The organism is Streptomyces sp. JLBT605, from assembly GCF_058215555.1.
This window is the reverse complement of the sequence record NZ_CM177087.1, coordinates 2,912,010-2,923,763: the sequence shown is the minus strand read 5'-3', so window position 1 is coordinate 2,923,763 and position 11,754 is coordinate 2,912,010. Positions and strand designations below refer to the sequence as shown.

Genomic DNA, 11,754 nt, shown 5'->3' with positions numbered 1-11,754 from the left:
GTCAGGCGCGGGGAACGGTGGCGGCGGGCAGGATGTCTTGACAGGTGGTACCGACGGGCTGGAGCAGCCAGCAGAAGCCACCCAGCCCTGATGGGTCGGTCAGCTCCGCCGCCTCCCCGGCGGTGGACAGGGCCCGCAGGTAGGCGGCCGGATCCGAAGCTGCCAGCGACAGCGGCGGCCGGCCGGCGGCGACCCCGAGCGCACGGAGCGCGTCTCGCTGGGTGAGATGGCGCGGGGCGGGGACGGTGGTCGCCCCGGCGGCCCCCAGGGCCTCATGGCCCGCCGCCGCGCAGGCGTCCAGGGCGACATGCGCGGTGAGGTCGCAGCTCCCGTCCGGCACCGGCCGCACCTCGCGGCCCGCCCGGAAGCCGGTGAGGGTGCCGAACGGCGGACGGGTGGTGCGGTCGTGCGCGTAGTCGACAGCCACCGCCAGCCCCGCGCTCAGGCCGCGCACCGCCCGCGCCCAGGCGAGGTCGCGGGGGAGGCCGATCTCGGCGCGGGCCCCGGGCTCCTCCCCGTCCCCGGGCCCGTACCCGCCCTCGAACCCGTCTCCGCCCTCGTCGCGCTGCCCGCCCTCGTCGCGCTGCCCGTCCTCGTGGTCCTGCCCGGTCCCGGGTGGCGGGAGCGGCCACCAGCGGGTCAGCCACCGCGCGTCCGCGCCCTCGACGACTCCGCCGAGCCGTTCGGTGCCGTCCGGGGCGACCAGCACATAGCGGGGTACCCCGTACGGGTCGGCTTCGGCGATGTCCACGGGGACGTTGTCGAGCCACTCATTGGCGAACAGCAGGCCCCGCACGCCCTCCGGCGGAGCGTCCCGCCAGACGACGCGCTCGTCGAGCCCGTCCGGCCGGGCCGCCAGTTCCACCGCGTACGGCCGCAGCCGCCCGGCCAGATCCCCAGCTCCGGCAGGCTCCCCAGCCCCGGCCGGATCTCCAGCCCCGGCCGGATCCCCCGCCCCGGCAGGCTCCCCGGCGGCCGTCGCGCGGGCGGCGTCCAGCACGGCGAGGACGCCGGTCAGCAGCTCGCCGCGGCCGGCCCCCATATCCACCAGGGCCAGCTCCTCCGGGTGCCCCAGGGCCGCGTCCACCCGCCTGAGCAGCTCGGCGACGGCCGCCGCGTACAAGGGCGAGGCGTGCACCGAGGTCCGGAAGTGCCCGGCCGGGCCCTCCGCGCGCCGGAAGAACCCGCCCGGCCCGTACAGCGCCCGCTCGGTGGCCGCCCGCCAGCCCGGCCATTCCGGGTGCTCGCTCAGTTCACTCGCCATCCCCCCACGCTATGCGCACCCCGCGTCCACCTTGCGGAGTAGGACCTGGCCACATGGATCGGTCGTCCGGCTGACCCGGGCCGCCGCCGCGCATGCCTACGCTGGGTTACGTGCAGCGTCTCTACGACTTCCTCCGCAGACACCCGACCTGGGTGGACAGCTTCTGGGCTTTCCTCCTGCTGGCCATGGGTGGGCTGTGGCTGGTGCAGGGCGATCTGGACCAGCACCAGCGGATCGCGGGCGTGCCGATCGTGCTCGCGCTGTGCCTGGTGGTCGCGCTGCGCCGCCGCGCCCCCGAGAAGATGCTGCTGCTGGTGGTCGTCTGCGGGCTCGCCCAGCTCGCCGCCGACGTCGAGATCAATCCGGCCGACTTCGCGATGCTGGTGATCATCTACACCTGCGCGGCGAACGGCGCGCGCTGGTCGTCCCGGCTGAGCCTGGTCGGCGGGCTGTCCGCCGCGGGCATCGCCACGCTCCGCTGGCCGGACCCGGTCGACAGCAACTGGCAGCACCTGATCGGGGTGGTGTTCGGCACCATCCCGTTCGCGCTGGCCTGGGTGCTCGGCGACTCCATCCGCACCCGTCGCGCGTACTACGCGCAGCTGGAGGAGCGGGCCGCGCGCCTGGAGAAGGAGCGCGAGGAACGGGCGAAGCGGGCCGTCGCCGAGGAGCGCGCCCGGATCGCGCGGGAGCTGCACGACGTGGTCGCGCACAACGTCTCGGTGATGGTGGTGCAGGCGGACGGCGCCGCGTACGTGCTGGACGCCGCCCCCGACCAGGCCCGGCAGGCGCTGGAGACGATCTCCGGCACCGGCCGCCAGGCGCTCGCCGAGATGCGGCGGCTGCTGGGGGTGCTGCGCACCGGTGAGCCGGGCGGCGACAGCGACTATGTGCCGCAGCCAGATGTCGAGCAGATCGACGACCTGGTCGAGCAGGTGCGCGGCGCGGGGCTGCCGGTGGACTTCAAGATCGAGGGCAGCCCGCGCCCGCTGCCCAGTGGTGTGGAGCTGACCGCCTACCGCATCGTGCAGGAGGCGCTGACGAACACCCGCAAGCACGGCGGCCCCGATGTCGGCGCCAGCGTCCGGCTCACCTACTTCGACGACGGACTCGGCCTGCTGGTGGAGGACGACGGGCGCGGCGCCCAGCGCGAGATGTACGAGGACGGCGGCGCGGACGGTCAGGGCCACGGGCTGATCGGCATGCGGGAACGGGTCGGCATGGTCGGCGGCACCCTGGACGCCGGCCCGCGGCCGGGCGGCGGCTTCCGCATCAGCGCGCTGCTGCCGCTCAAGCCGGGCCGATGAAGACGCGGGCCGATGAAGACGGCGGGCCGATGAAGACGGCCGAAGCCGGCCGCTGGACAAGAAACCCCCAGAACACAGAACGAAAAGGACCTTCCGCATGACGATCCGCGTGATGCTCGTCGACGATCAGGTGCTGCTGCGCACCGGCTTCCGGATGGTGCTGGCGGCCCAGCCCGATATGGAGGTCGTCGCCGAGGCCGGGGACGGCGCGGAGGCCCTGGAGGTGCTGCGCACCGCGCAGGTGGACGTGGTGCTGATGGACGTCCGGATGCCCAGGCTCGACGGGGTGGAGGCCACCCGCCGCATCTGCGAGCGCGAGGGCGCGCCGAAGGTGCTGATACTGACCACCTTCGACCTCGACGAGTACGCCTTCTCCGCGCTCAAGGCGGGGGCCGGCGGCTTCATGCTCAAGGATGTGCCGCCGGGCGAGCTGCTGGCGGCGATCCGGGCCGTGCACAGCGGAGACGCGGTCGTCGCCCCCAGTACGACACGACGGCTGCTGGACCGCTTCGCCCCGATGCTGCCGGGCACCGCCGGAGGACCGGGCGGCGGGCGCGGCACGGCCGAGCTGGACCGGCTCACCGGGCGGGAGCGCGAGGTGATGATGCTCGTCGCCCAGGGCCTGTCCAACGGCGAGATCGCGGCGCAGCTGGTGCTGTCCGAGGCCACCGTCAAGACGCATGTCGGGCGCATCCTCACCAAGCTCGGGCTGCGCGACCGGGTGCAGGTGGTGGTGCTGGCGTACGAGACCGGGCTGGTACGGGCGGGCGGCGGGGCGTAACGGGATCCCTCGGGCCGTACGACGTGACGACGGCCCGCCGCCCGCACGGGGTGGTCCCGTGCGGGCGGCGGACCGTCTCAAGACGCGTCTCGTCAGGGAACACGTCTCGTCTGGAGGGGGCCCGGTCAGGCCCGGAGCACGATTCTCCCTGTCGGGTCGGCGCGCCCGGCGCGCCCCGGCACTGCCGGCCGGTGGTCAACCGGCCGATGCGGCCGGGAGAGTTCCGTGTGACGCGTGCGCCGCTCCCCGGAAACCCCCCGGCCACTGATCATCATGCCGATCCCGACAGGGTCGGTTCATCCTCTTGAGGTCGTAACTCCGGACCCTCCTCAGGGATGATCAGGGATGATCAGGGATGAGTGACGCCGGGTCAGGCGGAGGCGAGGGCCTGCCGGAGGTCCTGCTTCACGTGCAGCTCGGCCTGGCGGGCCGCGCGACCCTCGCCGTCCTGGTTGTCCCGCTGCGCCCGGGTCGCGTACTGCTTGGCGGAGTCGAGGTAGACCTTGACCGCTCGCGGGTTGTGCGAGGTGCGGCAGGTGGTCAGGGCGGCGTTGATGCTGCTCTTGGTCCGCCCGTTCGCGGCGGCGGCGTCACGGGTGTTACCGCGCGCGTCGGCCTTCAGGGCGTACTCGTTGTGGGAGTTGGCCGTCTTGATCTTGCTGCGGCAGGCCGAGCCGATGTCCGCGGAGGCGGACTGAGCGGTGGCGATCGGGATGATCAGGGTGGCGGCGGCCAGCGCGAGCGTCGAGACCGCTCCGACCTTCTTGGACTTCCCCGTGGTGAAACGCACTGTGATGATTTCTCCCAGTCTCAGGGCCAGTTGACGGGCCCTCGGCGCTGATCAGGCCATCACCCTGCCGATCCCGCCGAGCCGGACGCATCGTCCTGAGGTCGGAGCCCCCACCCCCCGCGGGCGGGGACACCCGCTAGCGCAGCACGCCCTCCAGGAAGTCGCTGCCGAGCCGGGCCACGAGCGTCAGGTTCAGCTGGTGCTGGACGTACCGGCCGCGCCGCCGCGTCGTGACCAGACCGGCCTTCTTCAGCACCGCGAGGTGCCGGGACACCTCGGGCGCGGTGATGCCGTACTCGGCCGCCAGCTCACCCGTGGTGAAGGCGGCCCGCGCCACGCTCCGGCAGATCCGCATCCGCATCGGATGGGCCAGCGCCTCCATCCGCAGCCGCAGCAGTTCGAGCGAGGCGGGTCCGGTGGGCAGCCTGGGGCCGTCCACCGGGTAGTGGATCACCGGCCGCCACCCCGGGGCGTGCAGCGACATCAGATGGGGCCAGCCCAACGCCGACGGTACGAAGGTGAGGCCCGGCCCGACGGCCGGATCCAGCGCCGTGGTGCGGCCGCTGCTGAGCTTGTCCAGGTGGATGCGGGCCGGCCGGCCGCCGTCCTCCTCGAGCGTCAGCGCGGGCGAGATCTCGGCGAGCGCCTCGCGCAGCCCCTTGTGCCGCAGCACCTCCGCCTTGTGCCGGGTGTCGGCGGCCAGCTGGACCCGCACCCGCTGCCAGACCTCCGCGAAGAACGCCTCGTCGCAGTCCTCGAAGAGGCGCCGGATCCAGGCCCGGACGCCGGGCGGGTCGGCCAGCAGCCGCCGCGCGAACGCCGCCTGCCGGGGACCGCGCGCGGCGGCCCGCTCCAGCGCCAGATCGCGCGCGGCGGAGTCGACCAGCGGGGACGGCCCGCCGCGGGCGTAGTGGCTGGAACAGGAGATCTCCAGCGCCGCGTTGACGTACACCTCGTCGTCGAGCCGGTCGAGCAGGTCCAGGTCCTCGGCGAGCGTGGCACCGGGCCGCCCGTCGGTGTCCGGGAGCGCGGCGAACGGCATCGAGATGTCGGAGAAGGTCGGGCCCCACAGGAAGTCCGCCTCATGCAGCCGGTCCGCGAGGTCCGGCTTGAGCGCGGCGGCGGTCGCGCTGGTCCAGCCGTGCAGGCCGGGATGGTGGCCCGGCTGGGCCAGAGCATGCAGCGCGCAGCCCAGCTCGGCCAGCGGCGAGGGGCTGAACACGATGCGCTCGCCGGGCAGCCCGGCGATGTCGATGACGGTGGCCATGGCGCCCATCGTGCCTGGTCGTAGTGGAAATCCCGGCTCGATTGACCAGGACCGTCAATCGACGTGCCGGGGCGCGGCGGAGCAGCGCACGGTGGGGAACATGTCGATCACCCAGCAGCACATGCTCGATGCCTACCGCGCCGTCCAGCACGGCGAGCCCGCCCCGCCCGCTCCGGGCACCGGCGCCTGGAACCCGTTGTGGGCCTGGATCAGGACGCGCCGTACGAGGGCCTCGGTCCGGCGGAGCCTGGCGGGCCCCGCGCGCCCGGACGTGCGGATCGATTGCCGCCCGGCCCGGTCCGGCGGGTAGCCGGACCGGAAGCCCTGGGGGAGGGGGCGGGGCGCGGGCCGGCGGGCGTGGACGCGCGCTCGCGTAGCATGGCGAGGAATCGTCCGGTACCCACCGCGGACTGGAACGGAAGGCCCCGCCACGTGAACCCACCGCACCTCCCCGAGCCACAGGACCGCCCGGCCCGGCTCACCGTCGGCGTCGTGGGAGCGGGCCGCGTCGGCCCCGCGCTCGCCGCCTCGCTGCGACTCGCCGGGCACCGGCCCGTCGCCGTCTCCGGCGTCTCCGACGCCTCCCGCCGCCGGGCGGCCGCGCTGCTGCCGGGCGTCCCGCTGGTCCCGCCCGCCGAGGTGCTGTCGCGGGCCGAGCTGGTGCTGCTCACCGTGCCGGACGACACCCTGCCGGGGCTGGTCGCCGGGCTCGCCGAGACCGGTGCCATCCGGCCCGGGCAGCTGATCGTGCACACCTCCGGCCGGTACGGCACCGCCGTGCTCGACCCCGCCCGCCGCGCCGGGGCGCTGCCGCTCGCCCTCCACCCCGCGATGACCTTCACCGGCACCTCCGTCGACGTGCAGCGACTGGCCGGCTGCTCCTTCGGCGTCACCGCGCCCGAGGAACTGCGGCTGGCCGCCGAGGCGCTGGTCATCGAGATGGGCGGCGAGCCGGAGTGGATCGAGGAGGAGGCCCGCCCGCTCTACCACGCGGCCCTCGCCCTCGGCGCCAACCACCTGGTCACCCTGGTCGCCCAGGCCATGGAACTGCTGCGGAAGGCGGGCGTCGGAGCCCCGGACCGGATGCTCGGTCCGCTGCTCGGCGCCGCCCTGGACAACGCCCTGCGCAGCGGGGACGCCGCGCTCACCGGCCCGGTCGCGCGCGGCGACGCCGGCACGGTCGCCGCGCACGTCACCGAGTTGCGCAAGCACGCGCCGCAGAGCGTCGCCGGATACCTCGCCATGGCCCGGACCACCGCGGACAGGGCCCTGGCGCACGGGCTGCTCAAGCCGGAGCTGGCCGAGGATCTGCTGGGTGTCCTGGCGGACCGCGGGGACGGCCGGAGCGGTCTGCCGGGGCGGGACGATGGGGAAGACGGTCAGGACGGCCGAGACGGAGGAGTGGGAGGGGCCGCATGAGCCCGAAGCTGTGGGAGAGGGCGCGCCCGGGCGAGCCGGATGTCGAGGTGCTCACGCGCCGCGTGGACTTCGACCGCGCGCTGGGGCACTTCGCCATGCCCGGACGCACCGCCGTCGTGATGACCATGGGCGCGCTGCACGACGGGCACGCCTCGCTGATCCGGGCGGCCCGGGAGCGGGTCGGTGCCAAGGGCCTGGTCACGGTGACGGTCTTCGTCAATCCGCTCCAGTTCGGCGCGGGCGAGGACCTGGACCGCTATCCGCGCACGCTCGACGCCGATCTGCTCGTCGCGGCCGAGGCGGGCGCGGACATCGTCTTCGCGCCCTCGGTGGACGAGGTGTACCCGGGCGGAGAGCCGCAGGTGAGGATCTCCGCCGGGCCGATGGGCGAGCGGTACGAGGGAGCCTCCCGCCCCGGCCACTTCGACGGCATGCTCACCGTCGTCGCCAAGCTGCTCCATCTCACCCGCCCCGATGTGGCGCTGTTCGGCGAGAAGGACGCGCAGCAGCTCGCGCTGATCCGCCGCATGGTCCGCGATCTCAACTTCCCGGTCGAGATCGTCGGCGTGCCCACCGTCCGGGAGGGCGACGGGCTGGCCCGCTCCAGCCGCAACCGCTACCTCTCGGACGGCGAGCGGGCCACCGCCCTCACCCTCTCCCGGGCGCTCTTCGCCGGACGCGACGCGGGCCTGCTGGCCGCCGGTCCGGCCGGTGCCGCCGGTCAGCCCGTCACCGCGCCGGGCGACGCGGTACCGGTCGCCTCCCCGCAGGCGGTCCGGGACACGGCCCGCGCCGCGCTGGCGGAGGCGGCGCACGCCGACCCGCCGCTCGTCCTCGACTACGTGGCGCTGATCGACCCCGAAGACTTCACCGAGGCGCCCGACGACCACATCGGTGAGGCGGTCCTGGCCGTCGCCGCCAAGGTCGGCACCACCCGCCTGATCGACAACATCCGGCTGGACTTCGTCCCCGCCTCCCGACCGGAACCCTCGCCCGCACACCGTCCGGGGGGACCCTCGGACGCACCCGCCCGGAGCACCGAATGACCGACACCCCGGGCGCCGGCGCCCAGCCCGCGATACGCCCCACCGCCCCCGCTCCCGGTGCCCCGGTGCCCGGTGGCCTCACCCTGCGTGCCCCGGCCCCCGGCTGGGCCGTCGAGTCCGATGTGGTCGTCGTCGGTTCCGGCGTCGCCGGGCTGACGGTCGCGCTGCGCTGCGCCGCCGCGGGGGCGAACGTCACCGTGGTCACCAAGGCCCGGCTCGACGACGGCTCCACCCGCTGGGCCCAGGGCGGCATCGCCGCGGCCCTGGGCGAGGGCGACACCCCCGGCCAGCACCTGGACGACACGCTGGTGGCGGGCGCCGGGCTCTGTGACGCGGAGGCGGTACGCACCCTGGTCACCGAAGGCCCGGACGCGGTGCGGCGACTGATCGCCACCGGCGCCCGCTTCGACACCGACACCGACAGCGGCGAGATCCTGCTGACCCGCGAGGGCGGCCACCACCGGAACCGGATCGCGCACGCGGGCGGCGACGCGACCGGCGCGGAGATCTCCCGCGCGCTGGTCGACGCGGTCCACGCGGCCGGTTCCGCCGCCGAGGGCGAGACCGCCGCGGGCCGGACCCGCGGCCGGATCGAGACCGTGGAGAACGCGCTCGTCCTGGATCTGCTCAAGGACGGGAACGGCCACGCCGCCGGCGTCACCCTGCACGTCATGGGCGAGGGCCAGCGGGACGGCGTCGGCGCGGTCCACGCCCGCGCGGTGGTGCTCGCCACCGGCGGCATGGGCCAGGTCTTCTCCGCCACCACCAACCCGGCCGTCTCCACCGGCGACGGCGTCGCGCTCGCCCTGCGTGCCGGGGCCGAGGTCAGCGACCTGGAATTCGTGCAGTTCCACCCCACCGTGCTGTGGCTGGGCCCGGATGCCGAGGGGCAGCAGCCGCTGGTCTCCGAGGCGGTCCGGGGCGAGGGCGCGTATCTCGTCGACGCCGACGGGGTGCGCTTCATGCAGGGCCGGCACGAACTCGCCGAGCTGGCGCCGCGCGACATCGTCGCCAAGGGCATCATGCGCCGGATGCAGGAGCAGGGCGCCGAGCACATGTATCTGGACGCCCGGCACTTCGGCGCCCGGATGTGGGAGCACCGCTTCCCGACCATCCTCGCCGCCTGCCGAGCCAACGGCATCGACCCGGTGACCGAGCCCATACCGGTCGCCCCGGCCGCGCACTACGCCAGCGGCGGGGTACGGACCGATCTGTACGGCCGGACGACGGTGCCGGGGCTGTACGCCTGCGGCGAGGTGGCCTGCACCGGTGTGCACGGCGCCAACCGGCTGGCCTCCAACTCCCTCCTGGAGGGCCTGGTCTTCGCCGAGCGCATCGCCGACGACGTCACCGGCGCCATCACCACCACCGACGTCGCCGCCGGCCAGGTCGCCACCGCCGACGCCATCGCCGACGACACCGCCGGCGCCCCGGCCGAGCCCCTCGCCGACGGCCGCGAGGCGGCCCCGCTGCTGGCCTCGGAGGCCCGCTACACCATCCAGCGGATCATGACCGCCGGCGCCGGAGTCCTCCGTTCCGCCGAATCTCTCGCCCGCGCCGCGGCCCAGCTGGAGGCCGTCCACCAGGAGGCCGCGGACGAGCTGCGGCGCGACGGGAAGACCGCCGAGCCCGGGGTCGAGACCTGGGAGGCCACCAACCTCCTGCTCGTCGCCCGGGTGCTGGTGGCCGCCGCGCGCCGCCGCGAGGAGACCCGCGGCTGCCACTGGCGCGAGGACCGCCCGGACCGCGACGATGCGCGATGGGCCCGGCATCTGCTCGTAACTCTGCGTTCGGACTGCACACTCGACGTCCGTACGACAGACTCGTCGGACTTCCCCCGCACCACCGCCCCCGCGAGCACCGGCAGCACCGCTCCCACGAGCACCGGCACCACCGCCCCCGGCGGCACCCGCACCACCGTGACCAGAAGCAACTGATCCAAGACCGAGACGGAGCCCCACCGTGAGCACCACCCCCGACCGCGAACAGCCAGTGGACCTCCCGCTGCTGCAGATCGGTGCGCCCGGCGGGGCCACCGGCTGCGGTGACGCCTGCGGCTGCGGCGCGGACGACGACAACGGCGCGTTCGGCCTCGACCCGATGGAGTGCGGTCTCGACCCGGACCTCGCCCAGCTCCTCGCGGACGCCGGGCTGGACCCGGTGCAGGTCGAGGACATCGCGCACATGGCCATCGAGGAGGACCTGGACCAGGGGGTGGACGTGACGACCGTCGCGACCATCCCCGAGGACGCCGTGGCCACCGGCGACTTCACCGCCCGCCAGGCCGGCACGGTGGCCGGACTGCGCATCGCCGAGGCGATCCTCTCCGTCGTCTGCACCGACGAGTTCGAGGTCGAGCGGCACGTGGAGGACGGCGACCGGGTGGAGCCCGGCCAGAAGCTGCTGTCCGTCCGCACCCGCACCCGCGACCTGCTGACCGGCGAGCGCAGCGCGCTCAACCTGCTCTGCCGGCTCTCCGGGATCGCGACCGCGACCCGGGCGTGGGCCGACGCCCTGGAGGGCACCGGCGCCAGGGTCCGCGACACCCGCAAGACCACCCCGGGGCTGCGCGCCCTGGAGAAGTACGCGGTGCGCTGCGGCGGCGGCGTCAACCACCGGATGTCGCTCTCGGACGCCGCGCTGGTCAAGGACAACCACGTGGTCGCGGCGGGCGGTGTGGCGGCGGCGTTCAAGGCCGTCCGGGAGGCGTTCCCCGACCTGGCGATCGAGGTCGAGGTGGACACGCTCGACCAGATCCCGCCGGTCCTCGACGAGGGCGCCGACCTGATCCTGCTCGACAACTTCACCCCCGAGCAGACCCGGGCGGCAGTCGAACTCGTGGCGGGCCGCGCGATCCTGGAGTCCTCCGGCCGCCTCACGCTGGCCAACGCCCGTACGTACGCGGAGACCGGCGTGGACTTCCTCGCGGTCGGCGCGCTCACCCACTCCTCGCCGATCCTCGACATCGGCCTGGACCTGCGGGACGAGCCCGCGGACGACGCCCGGGAAGCCTCCGGCGGCAGTGGTGGGGAGCAGGGCTGATGCTGCTCACCATCGACGTCGGCAACACCCACACCACCCTCGGCCTGTTCGACGCCGATGAGATCGTCGAGCACTGGCGGATCTCCACCGACGCCCGCCGCACCGCCGACGAGCTGGCGGTGCTCCTCCAGGGCCTGATGGGCATGCACCCGCTGCTCGGCGAGGACCTGGGGGACGGCATCGAGGGCATCGCGATCTGCTCCACGGTGCCGTCCGTGCTGCACGAGCTGCGCGAGGTGACCCGCCGCTACTACGGCGACGTGCCCTCGGTGCTGGTCGAGCCGGGCGTGAAGACCGGGGTGCCGATCCTGATGGACAACCCCAAGGAGGTCGGCGCCGACCGCATCATCAACGCGCTGGCCGCGGTCGAGCTGTACGGCGGGCCGGCCGTCGTGGTCGACTTCGGCACCGCGACGACCTTCGACGCGGTCAGCGCCCGCGGCGAGTACGTCGGCGGTGTGATCGCCCCGGGCATCGAGATCTCGGTCGAGGCGCTGGGCGTGCGCGGCGCACAGCTGCGCAAGATCGAACTGGCCCGCCCGCGCAGCGTCATCGGCAAGAACACCGTGGAGGCGATGCAGTCCGGCATCCTGTACGGCTTCGCCGGGCAGGTCGACGGCGTGGTGCGCCGGATGGCCCGCGAACTGGCCGACGACCCGGCCGATGTGCGGGTCATCGCCACCGGCGGCCTGGCGCCCATGGTGCTCGGCGAGGCGACCGAGATCGACGAGCACGAGCCCTGGCTGACGCTGATCGGCCTGCGGCTGGTCTACGAGCGCAACGTCTCCCGCTCCTGAGCCGCTCCCGCCTTTGAACCTCTCTCGCTCCTGAACGTCTT

Annotated in this window: 11 protein-coding genes; 8 read left to right on the top strand and 3 right to left on the bottom strand. The window is 74.3% G+C overall.

The features are described from left to right. Position 1 precedes the first annotated feature (1 nt). Positions 2 to 1,264, bottom strand: a complete 1,263-nt coding sequence (locus tag AC4BDD_RS12830) for an SAM-dependent methyltransferase (RefSeq protein ID WP_490691134.1) — start codon at positions 1,262 to 1,264, stop codon at positions 2 to 4. A gap of 110 nt (positions 1,265 to 1,374) precedes the next feature. Between AC4BDD_RS12830 and AC4BDD_RS12825 the strand changes: the two genes are divergently transcribed. Together AC4BDD_RS12825 and AC4BDD_RS12820 are read left to right on the top strand one after the other, a co-directional pair. Continuing rightward, positions 1,375 to 2,571: a sensor histidine kinase gene (locus tag AC4BDD_RS12825; RefSeq protein WP_490691133.1), complete on the top strand. Its 1,197-nt coding sequence runs from the start codon at positions 1,375 to 1,377 to the stop codon at positions 2,569 to 2,571. A gap of 97 nt (positions 2,572 to 2,668) precedes the next feature. Beyond that, a complete protein-coding gene (locus AC4BDD_RS12820; RefSeq protein ID WP_490691132.1) occupies positions 2,669 to 3,352 on the top strand; it encodes a response regulator transcription factor in 684 nt (227 codons plus the stop codon). A gap of 370 nt (positions 3,353 to 3,722) precedes the next feature. Here AC4BDD_RS12820 and AC4BDD_RS12815 read toward each other — a convergent pair whose 3' ends face one another. Continuing rightward, on the bottom strand, positions 3,723 to 4,142 hold the full coding sequence (locus tag AC4BDD_RS12815; protein ID WP_490691131.1) for a hypothetical protein: 420 nt from the start codon (positions 4,140 to 4,142) through the stop codon (positions 3,723 to 3,725). A gap of 136 nt (positions 4,143 to 4,278) precedes the next feature. Next, positions 4,279 to 5,409: a DUF5937 family protein gene (locus tag AC4BDD_RS12810; RefSeq protein ID WP_490691130.1), complete on the bottom strand. Its 1,131-nt coding sequence runs from the start codon at positions 5,407 to 5,409 to the stop codon at positions 4,279 to 4,281. Positions 5,410 to 5,509: 100 nt separating this feature from the next. Here AC4BDD_RS12810 and AC4BDD_RS12805 point away from each other — a divergent pair, with 100 nt between their 5' ends. The 6 genes from AC4BDD_RS12805 to AC4BDD_RS12780 all read left to right on the top strand — a co-directional run bounded on the left by AC4BDD_RS12805 (position 5,510) and on the right by AC4BDD_RS12780 (position 11,713). Next, positions 5,510 to 5,719, top strand: coding sequence for a hypothetical protein (locus AC4BDD_RS12805; protein WP_490691129.1), 210 nt, complete (start codon positions 5,510 to 5,512; stop codon positions 5,717 to 5,719). A gap of 68 nt (positions 5,720 to 5,787) precedes the next feature. Beyond that, a complete protein-coding gene (locus tag AC4BDD_RS12800; protein ID WP_490691128.1) occupies positions 5,788 to 6,828 on the top strand; it encodes a Rossmann-like and DUF2520 domain-containing protein in 1,041 nt (346 codons plus the stop codon). Beyond that, entirely contained in the window at positions 6,825 to 7,874 is a 1,050-nt protein-coding gene (panC, locus tag AC4BDD_RS12795) for a pantoate--beta-alanine ligase (RefSeq protein WP_490691127.1), read from the top strand. The genes AC4BDD_RS12800 and panC overlap by 4 nt, the downstream gene beginning before the upstream one ends. Continuing rightward, positions 7,871 to 9,811: an L-aspartate oxidase gene (locus AC4BDD_RS12790; RefSeq protein ID WP_490691126.1), complete on the top strand. Its 1,941-nt coding sequence runs from the start codon at positions 7,871 to 7,873 to the stop codon at positions 9,809 to 9,811. The genes panC and AC4BDD_RS12790 overlap by 4 nt, the downstream gene beginning before the upstream one ends. A gap of 25 nt (positions 9,812 to 9,836) precedes the next feature. Continuing rightward, complete coding sequence (nadC, locus tag AC4BDD_RS12785) at positions 9,837 to 10,916, top strand: carboxylating nicotinate-nucleotide diphosphorylase (RefSeq protein WP_490691125.1); 1,080 nt, start codon at positions 9,837 to 9,839, stop codon at positions 10,914 to 10,916. Then, positions 10,916 to 11,713, top strand: coding sequence for a type III pantothenate kinase (locus AC4BDD_RS12780; protein ID WP_490691124.1), 798 nt, complete (start codon positions 10,916 to 10,918; stop codon positions 11,711 to 11,713). The genes nadC and AC4BDD_RS12780 overlap by 1 nt, the downstream gene beginning before the upstream one ends. Positions 11,714 to 11,754 lie beyond the last annotated feature (41 nt).